Raw genomic sequence first — 20026 nt, forward strand, 5'->3', positions numbered from 1 at the left:
GTTGTTTTGATTGATACTTAGGAAATACTCACCCTAAAATCAATAATGATATCTTACAAAAGCCTCGATGGCTGCATATTCTGCAAAACCTAGCTTATTGTACAATTCAGCGGTAGCGCTATTTCTGTCTTCGGCACGTTGCCAGAATTCTCTTGAATCGTTTCCTTGAAAAACTACACCATCTTTTTGAGATTGGTGTTTGAAAATACCGTGACGCTTCTGCAATACTTGTGTTGGGCTCATTGGTACAGCCATTTCAATTTCATGAATATCCCACTCAGCCCATGCTCCACGATACAACCATACCCAACAGTCGTTCATGTACTCTTCTTTTTTCAAACGGTCAAGCGATTCAAAAATGGCATCTAAACATACTTTATGCGTTCCGTGTGGGTCGGCTAAGTCACCTGCTGCAAAAATTTGATGTGGCTTTATTTCAGCAATGATATTCGATACAATCGTGATGTCTGCTTCGCCCAATGGCATTTTTTGAATAGCCCCTGTTTCATAAAAAGGCATATTCAAAAAGTGAACGTTAGTAGCAGGAATGCCTACAAAACGACAAGTGGCTTTTGCTTCACCTTGACGAATGATGCCTTTTACATAACGTACCGCAGGAATATCTATTTCACTATCTTTTTTGGTACTTAAAAATGCGCGCGCTTCTTCAAAAACAGTATTGTATTTTCTGTTATCTATATCGAAGGTTGTATTGAAATCGTCTAAGAAATCGATAAAGCGTAGGGCTTCATCGTCTGCCACAGCAATATTTCCAGAAGTCTGGTAAGCTACATGTACATCATGTCCTTGGTCAACCAACCGTTGGAATGTTCCACCCATCGAAATAATGTCATCGTCGGGGTGTGGACTGAAAATCAATACTCTTTTCTGAGCAGGGAATGCTCTTTCTGGTCTGTTGGCGTCACTTGCTAGCGACTTACCCCCTGGCCATCCCGTAATAGTATGTTGTAGGCTTTGGAAAACTTGTAAGTTAATATCGTAAGCCTGTCCGTAGTTCGCTAGTAAATCACTCAATCCGTTTTCATTATAATCACGGTTGGTTAATTTCAAGATAGGCTTATCTAAACTCAACGCTAAATTGGTAACGGCCTTTTTCACCATCATTTTATCCCAATTTACTTCATCAAACAACCACGGTTTTTTACGGCTACTCAATTCAGAAGCACTGGCTTCGTCTAAAATAAACCTTACATTTTGATGTCCTTGCAAATACGAAGCTGGTATTTTTTCAGACACAGGGCCTTCTATGGCTTCTTTGATTACTTTTGCTTTATGTTCACCAAAAGCTAAAAGAACAACTCTTTTTGCTTCCATGATGGACTTTACTCCCATTGTCACTGCTCTGCGTGGTACTTTTACCAAAGAACCAAAGTCGCCAGCAGCATCCATGCGGGTAGTAATATCGAGTGTCATCAATCTTGTTCTTGAATTAACTAACGACCCTGGCTCGTTAAAACCAATATGTCCGTTTCTACCGATACCCAATATTTGTATATCTAGTCCGCCTAATTCTTCAATTTGAGCCTCATATTCTTTACAAAAAATTGAGAGCTTTTCCAGTGGCAAAGTACCTGTTGGAATATGGCAGTTTTCAGGAACGATATTTATATGATTAAACAATTGTTCTTTCATAAAACGATGATAACTCTGTACGGCGTCAGGTTGCATCGGATAATATTCATCTAAATTGAACGTAATCACATTTTCAAAACTTAGCCCTTCCGTTTTATGCAGGCGAATAAGTTCAGCATATACTTTTTTAGGTGTTGACCCCGTAGCTAAGCCCAATACTGCGGGTTTGCCTAAAGCATTTTTGTGACGAATAATTTTTGCGATTTCTTGTGCCACCGCTTTAGAGGCTTCAGAGGCATCTTTATAAATTTTGGTGGGTACTCTTTCCAAAGAGATTGCTTCTTTTTCTAATTCTATGGCTTCAGTTGCTTCAATCATTTTAATGACAATTTTGAGTAAATATTTCTTAGTTATGGAATAAGAAGCACAAACTTAATGTCAAAAGAATTATACTACACAATGAATTATAAAATAAAAAATTGAAAACAGTAAAATAATTATTAATGAAATATATTACCGAATTTTAAAAATTATCTAATGTTAATTAGATAATTGAAGAATTATAAAGAGAAGAAATCGGAAATAAAATATTGATTTTTTATAAAAACTCACCAAATAACATATAAAGCCTATTTTTAATAGACAAAGTACAATGTTTAATAAAAATTGAAGGAATAATTATTGGAAAATCAGTCGGTAGCAGAAGTGAGGTAGCAATTTTTGAAGAGCGTTAAAAACATCAAATGGGTTAAAACATCTCATTTTAACCCATTTGATGAAATTTTGATAAAATTAACAATTTTACACATCTGGAAATATATTTCCGATTGTTAAAAAATTGTTAATTATTTTTTCCATTCATTATCAACCATCCTCCAAATATTCAATGGATTAGATTCTTGTAATTCTTCTGGCAAAAGGCTATCTGGGAAGCTTTGATAACTAGCAGGACGAACAAAACGTTTGATAGCGTCTGGTCCAACCGAAGTAAAACGAGCGTCAGTACAAGATGGGAAAGGTCCACCATGATGCATCGCAAAACAAACTTCAACACCTGTAGGAACACCATTAAAAATTAATCGACCACTGATGCTTCTAAGTGCTTCTACTAAGTCATCATTCGCTTGCAATTCTGCTTCAGTAGCCATGAATGTAGCTGTAAGCTGACCTTCCAAATGTTGTATTACTGCTGTTAACTGTGCTATATCTTTACATTTTACCACTAAAGAAAAAGGGCCAAATACTTCTTGGTGTAAAGTCGGATTTGCTAAAAATACCTCAGCATCAACCGAGGCAACAGTAGCCAACCCTTGGATACTATCCGTTTTCTCAACAAGTGATTCTCCTTCTGTTTTTACGTCCTCTTGTGCTAATGCTACTGTTTTCTTGCCTTCATAGTTTTGGTAAATACCTGCATTAAGCATCTTTGAAGGAACTACTTTCTCTATTTCAGTAGCAAGTACGCTGATGAAATGCTGTAAATCTGCATTATCAACACCTAAAATCAACCCAGGGTTAGTACAAAACTGACCAACACCCAAGGTGATAGAGCCTGCATACTCTTTCGCAATGCCTTCTGCACTTTCAGCCATTTTTTCGGGCATCAATACTACTGGATTGATACTTCCCATTTCTGAAAATACAGGAATCGGTTCTGGACGCTGATTCGCCATATCAAACAAGGCTTTTCCACCAGCAAAAGAACCTGTAAAGCCAACCGCTTTAGTTACTGGGTGCATTACTAGGGCTTTTCCTACTTCAAAACCGTTGCCTCCATCTACATGGGCAAAAGTACCTTTAGGCATTCCTGTGCGTTCTGCTGCACGTAATACCGCACCTGCTACCATAGCAGAAGTACGAGCATGCGCTGGATGACCCTTTAAGACTACTGGACAACCAGCAGCCAAAGCAGAAGCAGTATCGCCACCAGCGGTTGAATAAGCATAAGGGAAATTACTAGCCCCAAAAACCACTACTGTTCCAAGAGGCACAGACATTTTACGAATATCTACTTTTGGTAATGGCTTACGGTCTAGTTGAGCGGTATCTATGCGTGCTTCTACCCAAGAACCTTCCTCTAATAAATCAGCAAACATTCTTAACTGAAAAATTGTACGTCCACGTTCACCCAACAAACGGGCTTCTGGAAGATTGGTCTCTTCCATCGTAGTATGAATGAGCTCCAAGCCCAACGCTTCAATTTCCTCGGCAATTGTTCTTAAAAATACAGCTTTTTGTTTTCCAGAAACCTTACGGTATTGTTTAAACGCTTCAGCAGATTGAAGCATGATTTCATTAATATTATCCATTTCGTTTAATTCCAGCGATTTATGATGAGGCTGTTGATTATGTATATTATATAAAGTAAATAAAGGAAGAAATTACCTATTGAACAAAAACTAAAAATCAATAAATGATTATTTTACAAACTTATAAAGATAGGGTGCTTTGTGTGCTGCCCCTGTAAATTTCTTTTCGATACGCTCTAAGATACCCATTGTCAATACTTTACGTTGAAAGTTATCTCTCCTTAAAGGCTTATCCAGAATAGTCTCGTATAAAATCTGGAGCTCTTTCATGGTAAACGTTTCAGGCAACAAATTAAGTCCAACTAATTTATCATCAAGCATAAACCTCAACGTTTCTAACGCTTTCTGAATAATTTCCGCATGATCAAAAGCTAAGTTAGGTAATTGGTGGATATCATGCCATTCGCAAGCTTCATCATAGATACCTATTTTGGTATTTACCTTCGAAAAATCAACCAAGGCATAATAGCCTATTGAAATAAAGCGTTCAAAAACCCAACTATCTTCAGGTATTTGGATACTATTCGCCAATAATACCTTCTTGAGTGTTTCACCAGTAGAACGATTGGCTCTGCCAAAAACATAAAATTGTTCCAGATAAATGTCTCTTAGCCCTGTTCTTTCTTCTAATATCCTTTGTGCGGCAGCTTCAATATCTTCCTTTTTCAATACATACCCCCCCGGCAACGACCATAATTCTAATTGTTTTACCTTCGGTAATAATACCTTTAATTGCTCTCCATGAAACCCAAATATCACACAGTCAATGGATAATTGTTGAATGTATTTGCTCTCGTCAATCACTATTTTATCGGATTCCATACTTGTCTTATTCTGATACTAATTTCCACAAAAATAATACAAAAACTTGGCGGATTCAAGAAAATGAATTATTATTGTTCCATAATGAAACAATGATAATACTTAATCAATGAAATATTTAATTTTTTAATTATTCACTAATATCGTTTACCTACCTTTTGTCTTATTTTCAGCCATTTAATTTTATTATCTAATTCAAAACAATCAGTCAAAATGAACAAAAAACACTACCAGTTTCCCCCTTTAATAAATACCCTTATGTTGATATTGGGTATTTTTTTGTTGGGTTCTAAGGTACTTATTGGACAAACAAATGCGCCCAGAGTATTGGTCTTTAGCAAAACGGCTAGTTTCCGTCATGCTTCTATTGAAGTAGGACAAGCTGCCTTTCAAAAAATGGCTAAGGAAAAGGGATTTGTTGTGGACTTAACAGAAGATGCTACTGCTTTTAATACCGAGAACCTTAAACGCTACCGCGCTGTCGTTTTTTTAAGTACAACAGGGGATGTATTAAACCCTGAACAACAAGTAGCGTTTGAACGCTATATCCAAGCTGGTGGTGGCTACTTGGGTATCCATGCGGCAACAGATACAGAATACGACTGGCCTTGGTATGGCCATTTGGCAGGTGCATTTTTCTTAGACCATCCAAGTACCCCAAGCAATGTACAAAAAGGTAAATTTTATGTAACGATGAAAAACCACTGGGGAACAAAGATGTTGCCTGACGAGTTTGAGCGTGAAGATGAATTTTATAGTTTTCAGAAAATTGACCCAACCATTAATGTGTTGGTAAAAATTGATGAGAAAACATATCAAGGAGGTAAAAATGGCGACAATCACCCAATCAGTTGGTATCATGAGTTTGATGGTGGTCGTTCATTTTATACAGCAATGGGACATACAGACCAAACTTATAGTGAGCCTCTTTTCTTAGCACACCTTTGGGCTGGCTTAAATTATGTAATGGGTGGCGATGCGCCAAAACCGTTGGATTACACAAAGGCTCGTCCAGAAGAAAATCGTTTTTCTAAAGTAGTGTTAGAAGAAAAATTGAGCGAGCCAATGGAATTAAGCGTCTTGAATGACGGACGTATTTTATTTATCGAGCGTCGTGGAGATGTGCGTTTGTATAATACTAAAACGAAACAATTGAAAACGATTGCGTCTATTCCTGTAAGTACAAAATATAAAGACAAAGAAGGCAAAATCTCTGAAGCAGAAGATGGTTTATTAGGCTTGAGCAAAGACCCTAATTTTGCACAAAACCACTGGATTTATTTGTATTACTCACCTCAAGGTGATGATGCCAAAAATGTCTTGACTCGTTACGAATTACGAGGTGATGAATTGGTTTTATCTTCTAAAAAGGTGCTATTAGAAATTCCAACACAAAGAGAACAATGCTGTCACACGGGTGGCTCTATTGCTTGGGATAAAGCTGGTAATCTGTTCCTTTCAACGGGCGATAATACTAACCCACACGGTTCTAGTGGATATAGTCCAAGTGATGAACGTGCAGATCGTTCACCTTGGGATGCTCAAAAATCTTCGGCCAATACCAATGATTTAAGAGGTAAAATTATCAGAATTAAGCCTACTGCTGATGGTTCTTATACTATTCCACAGGGGAACTTATTTGCAAAAGGTACGCCTAATACTCGTCCTGAAATTTATACAATGGGGCACCGTAATCCATTCCGTATTTCAGTAGATCAAAAAAATGGCAATTTATATTGGGGAGAAGTTGGGCCAGATGCCAACAAACCAGCTGCTGACCGTGGTCCAGCAGGACATGACGAAGTAGGACAAGCACGCAAAGCTGGCAATTATGGTTGGCCACATTTTGTAGGTGATAACAAGGCTTACAATAAATTTGATTTTGTTAATAATAAATCATTAGAATTGTGGGATGCCAATGCACCAACGAATACTTCGCCAAACAACACAGGCTTGAAAGTATTACCTCCAGCACAAAAAGCATTTATATGGTATCCTTATGCAGAATCTCCAGAATTCCCATTAGTGGGTAGTGGCGGTAGAAACGCCATGGCTGGTCCAGTATTTTATAGTGAAGCTTTCAAAAATGCTAACCATGCTTTTCCGAAATATTATGATGGTAAATTATTGATTTACGAATGGATGCGTGGCTGGATTATGGCAGTTACTTTAGATAAAGAGGGTAATTATGTTTCAATGGAACGCTTTATGCCAAGCTATAAATTCAGTAATCCGATGGATATGGAATTTGCCGAAAATGGCGATTTATATATGTTGGAATACGGCTCAGGTTGGTTCACGGCGAATGATGATGCCCGTTTGATTCGCATAGAATACAATGGAGGGAATCGTAAGCCAATTGTACAAATTGAAGCAGATAAAATGGGGGGCGCTATTCCTTTTAAAGTAGCACTTAGTTCAAAAGGTACGGTAGATGCTGATGGAGACGTGCTGAAATATTCTTGGAAAATTACAGACAAAAAAGGGTTTATCAAAGTAATCAATACGCCTGATGCTTCATTGACATTAACCAAAGCTGGGGTTTATAAAGCAACGCTTACGGTGTCGGATGGCAAAGGAGAAAGCAATAGTCAATCGATGGAATTGACGGCAGGAAATGAACCGCCAGCATTGGCTTTTGATTTACCAAAAAGCAATAAAACGTTTTACTTCGCCAATAAACCATTCAATTATGAAGTAAAAGTAAGTGATAGAGAAGATGGCAGTTTAGCAGATGGGAAAATTAAACCAGACCAAGTAGCCGTGAGTATTGACTATCTGGCAGAGGGCTTTGATAAAATCGCTATTGCGCAAGGACACCGTTCGGCAGATGCTTCGGCAAGTTTTGCTTCAGGCAAAAAATTGATGGAAGCGAGCGACTGTAAGGCTTGCCACAGTATTGATAAAAAATCAGTAGGACCGATGTACAAAGATGTTGCGGCTAAATACAAAAACGATGGCGGTGCATTAGAAAGACTAACTAAGAAAGTGATTTCGGGCGGAAGCGGCGTTTGGGGCGAAGTACCAATGAGTGGTCACCCACAACTTTCAGCAGCAGATGCGGCAGATATGGTAAAATATATCTTGAGCCTCTCACAAGAAAAAACCAAAGCAAGTACTTTGCCTGTAAAAGGAGCTTACACGGCTAAATTACCTGCTAACGACAAAGGACAAGGGGTATATATTTTGCGTGCTTCTTATGAAGACCAAGGTTCGAAAGGAATTCCTTCATTAGCTTCTGAAAAAACATTTACACTTCGTAATGCGAAAATGAGTCCGCATAGATTTGATAAATACGAAGCTGTTTCAAAAATGTCATTCGGTGGTAACGAGTTAATTATTCCTTCTAAATCAGGTTCTTATGTTACGCTTACTCAGATAGATTTAGCAGAAATTAAACAAATATCTTTCTCGGCTGTTACGCCAAAACCACAGTTGAATGCCCAAGGAGGAGTTATCGAAATACGCATTGATTCACCAACGGGTAAAGTAATAGGGGCATCTCCTTTCCTTGCTCCTTCAGAAGAAATGAGCTTTGCCGGCAAACCAGTTGCCATCAACATTACTCCAACAGAAGGAACACATGATTTGTATGTCGTCTTCCAAAATCCAAAAGCAGAAGGCTCACTGATGGTAGTGATGGGTGTTGAGTTTAAAACAGAAATAGGTGATGCTGCTCCTGCAACAGTTACTCCTACTGAAACTAAAACAGATTATAACAGTTATGCAGGCAAGTATAAAATGACAGGCCTACCGTTTGAGTTCATTTCAATTGCGGTAAAAGACGGCAAGTTAATCATTGATGCAGGCGGAAATGTAGGAGAATTAACGCCAACTGACACACCAGATAAATTTGATGCTGGCGGAAAAGGAACTGTTAGCTTCGTTAAAGATGATACTGGAAATGTTTCAAAAATGAAATTAGAAGCAATGGGAATGGCTTTTGATGGTAAAAAAGAATAAGTATTAAAATAGAAGGGCAACAGGGTAAAAACTTTGTTGCCCTTTTTTCAAACCTTTAAAACAAATGAAAAATAACATAGAAAATCTGGAACAAAATCATTCAAGCCGTCGCCAATTTATGGCTCAGATGGGACTTTTGACAGCAGCGAATTTTCTTCCAGAAACCATATTTGCATCAGCAAAACCACATTTTGAAATCTCTTTAGCGGAGTTTTCCTTAGCAGGGTCATTATTCAGTGGGAAACTGAAAAACATGGATTTTCCTGCAAAAGCTAAAAACGATTTTGGTATTAATGCAGTAGAATATGTTTCGATGTTCTGGGCCGATAAAGCCAAAGACCAAGCTTATTTGAACGAACTGAAACAAAGGACTGCTGATTTGGGTGTTCGAAATGTATTGATTATGGTAGATTCAGAAGGTGATTTAGGAGCGAGTGATGCATCGGCTCGTCAGAAAGCCATTGAAAATCATTATAAATGGGTGGATGCTGCTAAATTTTTAGGCTGTCATTCAATCCGTGTAAATATGGATGGTGACGGCACGCCCGAAGAAATCATGAAAGCAGGTGTAGATGGCTATGGTAAATTGGTAGAATACGGACAAAAAGCAGGTATTGGCGTAATCATCGAAAACCATATTACCATTTCAACCAATCCTGATTGGCTGGTAAGTTTACTCAAACAAGTAAATAATCCTTATGCGGGTTGTTTACCTGATTTTGGCAATTTCATTCAAAGAGAAAAGCCTAAAGCCATGACAATGGAGGGATTCAGAGATGCCAAAGTAATTCATGAATATGATAAATACGATGGTGTAAAAAAACTGATGCCGTTTGCCAAAGGGGTTAGTGCTAAAACGCATTTATTTGATGATAATGGCAACTGTACCGATACAGATTTTGCCAAAATGATGCCGATTGTCAACAAAGGTTTGAGCAAAAACTTCAAAGGCTTTGTAGGTATAGAATACGAAGGAGGCTTTATGAAAATGATGGGTGCCAAAGAAAACTACTTGGACGAGGATGCTGGCATCAGAGCTACGAAGGCTTTGTTGGAAAAATATAGCATGTAAGGGTTAATCTATTGAGTATAAAATTAAAATTACTATAAAATCACTGATGGCATGACTCCAAGTCATGCCATCAGGATTACCATACCATCTCTCAATCTTTCCCTCTTTAACGGAAAAAATCTTCTCTCTGAAAGCTCAATGCCTATTGCTGACTATCTTTGTCGGAAACAAACCTTTTGCCATTCATGCAGACACTCCAACAACTATACTCAGGAGAACTATTAGGAACAACCCGTTTAAAACTATCTTGTGGATTAAAGACTTTCCCAAAGGAGATTTATACCTTAGCTGATACCTTAGAAATTTTAGATTTATCAGGCAATGAGCTTTCATCTCTTCCAGAAGATTTTGGCGTGCTGAAAAATCTAAAAATTGCTTTTTTTTCAGATAATTTTTTCACTGAATTTCCAGCAGTATTAGCAGAATGTCCTGCATTAGAAATGATTGGTTTCAAAGCTAATATCATCAAAACTATTCCCGAAAATGCCATTCCTATCAATACTCGTTGGTTAATTTTGACGAATAATGCTATTGAAAGTATTCCTGCTTCTATTGGCAAATGTGCTCGTATGCAAAAGTTGATGTTGGCGGGGAATCGGCTAAAGGTATTGCCACAGGAATTAGCAGGCTGTAAAAACCTAGAATTATTCCGCATCTCGGCCAATCAGATTGAGCAGTTTCCAGCAGAATTATTAACATTCCCTCGCCTTTCGTGGCTAGCTTTTGCAGGCAATCCTTTTTCAGAAAGTACCGAAGAACAAGTAGCCTTGGAAGAATTTTCTTGGGATGAACTAACCATTAAAGAGCAATTGGGAGAAGGTGCTTCGGGCATCATTGCCAAAGCTGTTTGGGAAACTCATCATAAAGAAGTTGCCGTAAAAGTATATAAAGGAGAAGTGACTAGCGATGGTTTACCAACTGATGAAATGAATGCTTGTATTTCAGCAGGTACACATCCAAACTTAGTAACGGTACTGGGTAAAATTAAAAACCATCCAACCAATAAACATGGTTTATTGATGGATTTGATTCCACCAACTTTTAGAAACCTTGGCGGTCCACCGAGCTTTGACACTTGTACCAGAGATACTTATCCTGCAGACACCGTCTTTACCTTAGCCGAAGTCATTAAAATATCTTCCGCTATTGCTAGCGTTGGCGAACATTTGCATGCCTTAGGTGTTTCGCATGGTGACTTATATGCTCATAATACATTGGTAGATGAAAATGCGAATACCCTGTTTGGTGACTTCGGGGCGGGTAGTACTTACCATGTGCATTCTAGTAACGCTCCTGCTATTCAGCGTTTAGAAGTAAGGGCTTTTGCTTGTTTACTAGATGATTTACTAAGATATGTCGTAGAAGCCGATACACAACATCCTTCTATTGGTCAATTAAAAGCCTTGGTTCAAAACTGTATGAACGAAGTAGTGTTGGAACGTCCAAGTTTTAAAGAAATTCATCAGCAAATTTTACTGCTTCACTAAACGTCTTTCTTATATATTCTACCTCAAAACCTATCTAATTTTACAAAAAACTTATTGCTCTCTGCTCAAAGCTGACAGCGAAGTCATCTTGACTTTTTAATTTTCTTAATTGCCATGATAATAAAGGCGATAAAATTAAACCCCATCCAACTTGAGAGTGTTGTATCGAAGCGATTTAACAAAGACCTATAACTATCTATTCATGCATTAGTTCTTTCAATAGAATACCTCTCTTTGTAAAGTTCTTCGTCCATGATGCCACACCAATTATCGTCAGTAGTGTTCCTTTTGTTAGGAGCAATATTGGCGATAATCTGTTTTTGATGACATAATTGATGCAAATTTTCTGCGTCGAAACCTCCGTCAGCATTCATATATAGTCCATCAACTGAAATAGTAGCATCCTCTAACATCGTGGTAAGTTCTTCAAAAGTCTGCTCAATGTTAAATAAATCATTGTGATTACCTGAAACTGGTGTTGACATAGCTAGCGCAAGTGTCTGTTTATCAGTCAAGTAAATAGCATTAGTTGTTTTACGTTTCTTTCTGCCTTGATGTGCAACTTCCTCTCCACCTCGAATACATGACGAATGGCTTCCATCTAAATTTACCATTGAAAGGTCGAAAGAAGACTTATACTTTTTCAAAAGTTCTATCCAACATTTCTTCCAAATACCTTCCTTGCACCAACGACAATAATGTCCGAAAACACTTTTATTGTGAAGAACATGAGTACTGAATAAACTATTGACAGGTAATAAATGCCATTGAATCCCAGTCTTGAGCTTGTAAAGAATAAAGTTAATGATTTCACAAGTCGGAGCCTGTGGCTTAAACCCTCGTTTTCTTACAGGTAAATGACAAATTATTTCAGATTCTATTATATCTTTGCTGAGTAAGTAGTACATAAAAAGGTTGCTTTGGTATGGTTCGAAAAACAAATATCAGCAACCTTTTTTATTTTTAAGCAATAATAGCAAAAAGTCAAGATGACTTCAGCTAATAAACCTTTCATCATCAACATTCATGAAACAAACAATTACATTTATTTTATTATTTTTAAACCTAAACCTATTTGCACAAAAGGTTGAAGGAACCATTACCGATTCCAACAAAAATCCCATTGAAGACAGTTTTATTGTGAACAGACGTATTGACAAACACTCACATTCCAATAAATTGGGGTATTTTATACTGGAAAAAGTTAGTCAAGGTGATACGTTGGAAATCTCGTGCATGGGTTTTAAAACACAGAAAATTGTGTTTACACCAGCACAGCATTTTTTAAAAATTGTTTTACAAGAAAGTACTTTTCAGCTAAATGAAGTAACGATTAGTCCAGAAGTAAATGCCCAAAGCATCATCTCTAAAATTGACTTAAAAACTTATCCTGTTAATTCTTCTCAGGAAATTTTACGTAAAGTACCAGGGCTATTTATCGGTCAGCATGCTGGCGGTGGCAAGGCTGAACAATTATTTTTGCGTGGCTTTGATTTAGACCATGGCACAGACATCAATATTTCCGTGGACGGAATGCCAGTAAACATGGTTTCGCACGCACACGGACAAGGCTATGCCGATTTACACTTTCTGATTCCAGAAACGATTGAGAAAATAGATTATGGTAAAGGCCCTTACTTTGCCAATAAAGGTAATTTAACAACGGCGGGGTATGTCGAATTTCAAACTAAGGAACGTATCAAGGAAAGTCAGGTTTCGACAAGTGCTGGCATGTTTAACACTTTCAGGACGATGGCTTTGGTCAATTTATTAGGTCAACAAGAAAAACAATCGGCTTATATCGCCAGTGAATATTTGTATTCTGATGGTCCTTTTATTTCGCCACAAAAATTCAATCGTTTGAATTTGATGGGGAAATATGCCCTTGAGTTGCCCAATCAGCATAAAATCAATTTCTCCGTGGCCTATTTTACCAGTAAATGGAATGCTTCGGGACAAGTACCACAACGAGCAATTGATGAAGGCTTGATTACTCGTTTCGGGGCTATTGATGATAAAGAAGGTGGTAATACCAGTAGAACAAATATCAATTTTCAGCATACAAAAAAAGTAGGCGAATCGCTGCTGTTTAAAAATACTGCTTATTACAGTCATTACAATTTTGAGCTGTATTCCAACTTTACTTTTTTCTTGAAAGACTCAGTCAATGGCGACCAAATCAAGCAAAAGGAATCCAGAGACATATTAGGATTTCAGTCAGAAATTCATCAATATTATACCCTTTCGGCGGGAAGTTTATCTTGGCAGTCGGGCGTAGGACTTCGCTATGATGCCGTGAACGACCTTGAGCTTTCGCATACGCTCAACCGTGTGACGATTCTGGAGAGATTAAAGTTTGGTAATGTAAAAGAAACCAATGCTTTCGGATTCACAGGCATTGAATATCACCGTGGCAATTGGTTGATTAATCCAGCTATCAGAGTTGATTACTTCAATTTCAATTACCTCGACAAGCTTAATAACAACCAAGTTCAAGCCGTTTCAAAATTTATCGCCAGTCCGAAATTGAATATCATTTATAATCCAGACCATGATATTCAGCTATTCTTTAAAGCAGGTAAAGGCTTTCATTCAAATGATACGCGTGTAAGTAGTTTAGCAAATAATAGTCAGACCGTATTACCAGCCGCTTATGGTAGTGATTTAGGCATGATTTGGAAACCACAGTCACGCTTAATCCTAAACATGGCTTTGTGGATTTTGCACCTCGACCAAGAGTTTGTGTATGTAGGCGACGAAGCTGTGATTGAAGCCAGTGGAAAATCATTACGGAAAGGGTTTGATTTAGGTATTCGTTATCAATTAAACAATTGGCTGTTTTTCAATGCCGACATGACGAATACTATCGCCAGAAGTATTGACGAACCCAAAGGGGCAAATTATATTCCCTTAGCTCCCGATTTTACCTTAACAGGCGGATTAAGCATTACTCACCCTTCTGGGTTTTCTGGTGGACTACGCGTTAGACATTTAGGCAATCGTGCAGCCAACGAAGATTATTCTATCGTTGCCAAAGGCTATACCGTTACAGATTGTAATGTGAATTATAAAATCAAGAAGGTAAACTTTGGTTTAATAGCCGAAAATCTATTGAATGTAAAATGGAATGAAACACAGTTTGCCACAGAATCAAGATTGAAAAATGAAAGTGAACCTGTCACAGAAATTCACTTTACTCCAGGTTTTCCTTTCTTTTTAAAAGGAACAATAGGAATTAGTTTTTAGTTGAAACCAACAAAAAAAGCCCCAGCTCATTATTGAGCTGAGGCTTTTTTGTTTTCAAACCAATATTTATTTCAGACTTTTTGCAGATACAAAATCTATCCATTCTAAACTAAACAAATCCTTGTTTGGCGTTTCGTTTTTGATAAACACAAAATACAAATCATGTTTTCCCTCAATTGCTTGAATCGCCGTACTCTGTTCTGTATAAGTATTCCAGTTACCTGTTGGTACATACGTCAAAGTACTAATAATTTCACCTGTTGGTGAATCAGCATGTACTTCAATTTTTGCTCCTTTGTCTTTTGAAGAATAACGATAAGTAAGTTGCTCTATATTCTTTAAGTCTATATTTTTCAACACAAAGTACGAGCCGTTATGGATATTACCCAAACGTTTCCCTTGTCTGCCAATATTATTAAGCACATCTGCTTCGCTACCAAATACTTTCGTAGGACGCAACACCAATACGTCACTCTTACTAAGTGCTAGTACCGCCTTTGTTTTGCCTTGTGGTGCTACCAATGAGCCCTTATCTGTATAAGAAGCCGTCAATACATAGCGTCCTTCTTGTTCTTTTCCAACGTGTTCTTTCAACGTAATATTACCTTGTTGTGGTATTCTGTTTTCTACAGGTACATTGCCTAATGATAGGATGTATTTTACCATTTCGGTAGTTTCCTCACGCGACAGTTGTGGATGGGCGCTCATCTCTCGTTCATCCCAAACACCACCACCACCAATGATGATTTTATTGGCAAGCTTCGCAATCGCTGTTTTATCATCTCTATATCGCTTGGCAACTTCAGTAAACGATGGTCCTACAGATTTTGCATTTACCTGATGACAAGCCTTACAGTCTGACCCCGCAATTAATGATTTACCCAAACTAAAGGTTGACGTTAATTGCTGATGTCCCATCAACGGCTCTCTGCTCACTTTAGGAATATAGTTGAGGATAACCTTCACTTTCTTAGGGTCGATTATTTTATCCTCCTTGTCTTTCACACTTACGGCATACTTCAAGGTAGTTTGCGAAGCCTTGAAGAATGTACTATTATCAGTTGTAGCAATGGCAACTTCTGGAGTTGTGTTTCCTACTTTTATTTTTAAAGTATCCGTATTACTTGCTCCTAATTGGTCTTTTACCGTTAATACTACATTATAAATACCATTTTTACTGAAAGTATAAGTAGGATTCACTTCTGTTGATACAGCTTTGCCTTCAAATTTCCATTGATATGTCAATTGGTCTCCTTTATCAAAATCATGGCTTTTATCTCCTTTGAAAGCTACTTTTAATGGAGCCAGCCCAATCGTATCTACCGCAGCAGCTTCTGCTACAGGGGCACGGTTTCCGCTATTGAAATCTATTTTTACCAAACGAGCATCTTCGTTATCAATACCATAAACTGAGCCATATTCAAGCAAATAAACACTGCCATCAGGCCCTATTTCCATATCTACTGGGCGACGGAAATCTCCTGTTGTTGGCATAAATGCCTCCATGGATTGATAGTTTTGTTGCTCATCTAAACGTACCGCATAAATCCAGTTACGCATCCAGTCATATACAAATAGTGCTTTATCGTAATAAGCAGGCAATTTTGTTGGATTAGCGATTGAAGGGTCAAAATGATATACTGGCCCACCCATCGCACATCTACCTCCCACGCCTAACGCTGGGAATTCCGCCGATTGGTTATAAGGATACCAAATCATTGCCTTTTGTGCTGGAGGCAAGTTTTTAATTCCTGTATTATAAGGAGAAGTATTTTCAGGAGCTTTTGGATCAAAAAGAGACCCTATTTTTTTCGTAGCAAAATCATATTGAAAATATGGTTTATTGTCGCCTACAAAATATGGCCACCCATAATTTCCTGCTTTTTTCGCTTGGTTGAATTCATCATAGCCACGTGGCCCTTGTACACCATCTGTTCCAGCATCAGGGCCAATTTCACCCCAATAAAGATATGATGTTGCTGGGTCAACCGAAATACGGTAAGGGTTACGACAACCCATTACAAAAATTTCTGGACGAGTACCTGCTGTTCCTTTAGGAAACAAATTTCCTTCTGGAATGGTATAAGAACCATCTGTTTCTACATGAATACGAAGAATTTTACCTCGTAAATCATTAGGGTTACCTGCCGAACGTTGTGCATCAAAAATAGGTCTTCCTTCTCTTGAGTCTATCGGTGCATGACCATTCGATTCAAAAGGTACGGTATTGTCACCTGTTGAGATAAACAAGTTCCCATGTGCATCCCAAGCCATTGAACCTCCTGTATGGGCACTTACTTCTAAGTCTATAGGAAATTCAATAATCGCCTTTTCACTTTCAATATCAAGCGAACTATCATCATTTACTTTGAATCTTGCTATTCTCTGTTTAGTTTGTTCTTTGTCTTGTACGGTATAAAAAAAGTACAAATAATGATTCTGACTAAAGTGAGGGTCTATGGTCATCCCCAACAAACCATTTAAGTACTTATCAACCGCTTTGGCTGGAAAGTCATAAAGTAATCTAGTCTTTTTCTGAACAGGGTCGTATACATAAAATTTACCAGCCCTTTCTACGAAGAATACACGACCATCTGGGGCAACTGCCAATTCCATAGGTTCGTTAAGGTCGTTAGAAAGTACGCTTTTTTTAAAGCGATTTTCTTCAGGTCGGTTTAAGGTATCTGCCCACACATTAGCCTTTGAGGCTGTAACATGTGTGTTCATAGATTCATGGGTAAGAGAGCTTAAACCTAGGAATGCTCCTAAATACAAACTGTATTTTGCGATAGAATGAAACATTGAGAGTATATTAAACTTAAATAATAGAGATAAATAAAAGTACAGTATACCAAATTTAAGTAAGTATGTTGTATTTTTTCAAGACTTGATTTGAATAATACAAAATTATTAGGCAGGATAGAAATATCAGTCTTGTTTTTCGTCAAAAATAGGGGACATATTGGTAATACCAATTTTGTTATTTCATGCGCTTTTACATTACTAAGAGACGTCTTTTTTTTAAATATACCCTTGTATAATAGAAATTTATTTAGAATAGCTTATTACAAACATTACTGAGTATATTTTGGGGGAATATGTATTTTTCTCCGAAAACACATTACAAGCGTATTCCTGATTAAATTAGGCTTATAAATACAAACAGAACACAAAAACGAAAGCATTACCTTTAAAGGATTATCCAACATAAAATTTTATAAAAATGATTAAACGATTTTATTACTGCTTATTTTTTATCACAATCAACCTCGTTTCGCTTGCACAATCAAGTGAGCATCCTGTTGATTTGGTAAATACATTGATGGGCACAGCTTCAAAACCAAGTTTATCAGCTGGGAATACGTATCCTGCCATTGCCCTTCCTTGGGGAATGAATTTCTGGATGCCACAAACGGGTAAAATGGGCGATGGTTGGGCATATACCTATGACGCTGACAAAATAAGAGGTTTTAAACAGACACATCAGCCAAGTCCATGGATTAATGACTACGGACAATTTGTAATTATGCCAACTACGGGCAAGCGTGTCTTCAAAGAAGATGACCGTGCAAGTTGGTTTTCGCACAAAGCAGAGGTTGCGAAGCCTCATTATTACAGTGTCTATTTAGCTGACCATGACATAACAACCGAAATTACGCCCACAGAAAGAGCTGCCGTACTTCGTTTTACATTCCCTAAAACCGACAAAGCACATATCATAGTCGATGCTTTAGATAAAGGCTCATACATCAAAATCATTCCAAGCGAAAGAAAAATCATTGGCTATACTACCAAAAACAGTGGGGGTGTTCCTGAGAATTTCAAGAATTACTTTGTGATTGTTTTCGATAAAGCTTTTGCTAGCACAAGCACTTGGAACGGCAAAGAACTGGTTGATAATACGTTAGAAATCAAAGAAAACCACACAGGAGTGGTAATTGATTTTGCTACCGAGAAAGGCGAGAAAGTTCAGGCAAAGGTGGCATCTTCTTTCATCAGTTTCGAACAAGCAGAAATCAATTTAAAAGAAATAGGAAAAGACAACTTTGAACAAGTAAAAAACAAAGGTGAGAAAATCTGGAATAACTCACTGAACAGACTAAAAGTAGAAGGCGGTACTGACCAACAAACACGTACTTTTTACTCATGTTTATACCGCACAATGTTGTTCCCAAGAAAATTCTATGAACTAGATGCTCAAGGAAAAGTCGTTCATTATAGCCCCTACAATGGAAAGACATTACCAGGCTATATGTTTACTGACAATGGATTTTGGGATACTTTTAGAGCCGTTTTCCCTTTCTTTAATTTGATGTTCCCTTCGTTGAATGCACAAATTATGGAAGGTTTGGCAAATACTTATGACGAAAGTGGTTTCTTACCTGAGTGGGCTAGTCCGGGGCATCGTGACTGTATGGTGGGTTCTAACTCGGCTTCTATCATTGCCGATGCGTACTTGAAAGGTGGACGAGGTTTTGATATTAATAAGCTGTATGAAGCCTTATTAAAAAACAGTGAGAACGAAGGCCCGATAAGTTCCGTGGGACGATTGGGCGTAAAGTATTACAACCAATTAGGCTATGTGCCCTATGATGTAAAAATCAATGAAAATGCAGCCAGAACGTTGGAATATGCTTATGATGATTTCTGTATTTATCAATTAGCAAAAGCCTTGAAACGTCCACAAGCTGAAATAGACCGCTTTGCAAAACGTTCACAGAATTATAGAAACTTATTCGACCCTAGTACAAAATTGATGCGAGGTAAAAATCAGGATGGTACTTTCCAAAGTCCATTCAATCCTTTTAAATGGGGAGATGCTTTTACGGAAGGAAATAGCTGGCATTATACATGGAGCGTTTTCCATGACATCAATGGTCTTTCAAATTTAATGGGTGGTCATAAAGGGTTTAGCAAAATGTTAGATTCTGTCTTTGTCGTTCCTCCTGTTTTTGATGATTCATATTATGGATTTGTCATTCATGAAATCCGTGAAATGCAAATTATGAATATGGGAAATTATGCCCATGGAAACCAGCCTATCCAACACATGATATACTTGTATAATTATGCAGGACAACCATGGAAGACTCAATATTGGATTAGAGAAGTAATGAATAAAATGTATCAGCCTACGCCAGATGGTTACTGTGGTGACGAAGATAATGGACAAACTTCTGCTTGGTACGTATTTTCTTCTTTAGGTTTTTATCCTGTGGCTCCTGCTACAGATCAATACGTTTTGGGAACTCCGCTATTCAAAAAGGTAACCTTATCGCTTGAAAATGGCAAGAAAATCACGATAAATGCTCCTGAAAACAATACACAAAACAAGTATATACAAACCCTAAAATTTAACGGATTACCCTATAGTAAAAACTGGTTGAGTCATCAGAAGTTAATGCAAGGTGCTACGATTGATTTTAAGATGTCAGCTTCTCCTAACAAAACACGAGGCACAAATACAGTAGATTTCCCTTATTCGTTTTCTAAATAATCATCAAAATAGCCCGAACAACTAACGTTAATTCGGG

General features: G+C 37.7%; 9 protein-coding genes and 1 pseudogene. 5 read left to right on the top strand and 5 right to left on the bottom strand.

From position 1 onward, the window contains the following. Window positions 1-39 precede the first annotated feature (39 nt). From nagB to VB264_RS10500, 3 genes are all read right to left on the bottom strand, one after another. Window positions 40-1971 carry a glucosamine-6-phosphate deaminase gene (gene nagB, locus VB264_RS10490; RefSeq protein WP_323249133.1) on the bottom strand — a complete coding sequence of 644 codons (1932 nt, stop codon included), beginning with the start codon at window positions 1969-1971 and terminating at the stop codon, window positions 40-42. Between the two features lie 467 nt (window positions 1972-2438). Then, the gene (locus VB264_RS10495; RefSeq protein WP_323249135.1) at window positions 2439-3902 is read right to left on the bottom strand and encodes an aldehyde dehydrogenase (NADP(+)); all 1464 of its coding nucleotides are present in this window, start codon (window positions 3900-3902) and stop codon (window positions 2439-2441) included. A gap of 108 nt (window positions 3903-4010) precedes the next feature. After that, window positions 4011-4724 (bottom strand): NUDIX hydrolase, encoded by a 714-nt coding sequence (locus tag VB264_RS10500; protein WP_323249137.1) that lies wholly within the window; start codon window positions 4722-4724, stop codon window positions 4011-4013. A 213-nt stretch (window positions 4725-4937) separates the two neighbouring features. Here VB264_RS10500 and VB264_RS10505 point away from each other — a divergent pair, with 213 nt between their 5' ends. From VB264_RS10505 to VB264_RS10515, 3 genes are all read left to right on the top strand, one after another. Beyond that, window positions 4938-8687: a ThuA domain-containing protein gene (locus VB264_RS10505; protein ID WP_323249139.1), complete on the top strand. Its 3750-nt coding sequence runs from the start codon at window positions 4938-4940 to the stop codon at window positions 8685-8687. Between the two features lie 64 nt (window positions 8688-8751). After that, the gene (locus VB264_RS10510; protein ID WP_323249141.1) at window positions 8752-9759 is read left to right on the top strand and encodes a sugar phosphate isomerase/epimerase family protein; all 1008 of its coding nucleotides are present in this window, start codon (window positions 8752-8754) and stop codon (window positions 9757-9759) included. 185 nt (window positions 9760-9944) lie between these two features. Then, window positions 9945-11246 carry a leucine-rich repeat-containing protein kinase family protein gene (locus VB264_RS10515; protein ID WP_323249143.1) on the top strand — a complete coding sequence of 434 codons (1302 nt, stop codon included), beginning with the start codon at window positions 9945-9947 and terminating at the stop codon, window positions 11244-11246. Window positions 11247-11329: 83 nt separating this feature from the next. Here the strand turns inward: VB264_RS10515 and VB264_RS10520 are convergent. Next, window positions 11330-12154 (bottom strand): annotated as a pseudogene (locus VB264_RS10520) (transposase). Between the two features lie 118 nt (window positions 12155-12272). Between VB264_RS10520 and VB264_RS10525 the strand changes: the two are divergent. Beyond that, the gene (locus tag VB264_RS10525; protein WP_323249145.1) at window positions 12273-14492 is read left to right on the top strand and encodes a TonB-dependent receptor; all 2220 of its coding nucleotides are present in this window, start codon (window positions 12273-12275) and stop codon (window positions 14490-14492) included. A gap of 66 nt (window positions 14493-14558) precedes the next feature. On the opposite strand, the gene VB264_RS10530 is transcribed toward VB264_RS10525, so the two are convergent. Next, a complete protein-coding gene (locus VB264_RS10530) occupies window positions 14559-17294 on the bottom strand; it encodes a PQQ-dependent sugar dehydrogenase (protein WP_323249147.1) in 2736 nt (911 codons plus the stop codon). A 421-nt stretch (window positions 17295-17715) separates the two neighbouring features. On the opposite strand from VB264_RS10530, the gene VB264_RS10535 reads away from it, so the two are divergent. Continuing rightward, window positions 17716-19989: a GH92 family glycosyl hydrolase gene (locus tag VB264_RS10535; RefSeq protein ID WP_323249149.1), complete on the top strand. Its 2274-nt coding sequence runs from the start codon at window positions 17716-17718 to the stop codon at window positions 19987-19989. Window positions 19990-20026: the final 37 nt, after the last annotated feature.

It is taken from the genome of Arcicella aquatica (assembly GCF_034928825.1).
GTDB lineage: Bacteria > Bacteroidota > Bacteroidia > Cytophagales > Spirosomataceae > Arcicella > Arcicella aquatica.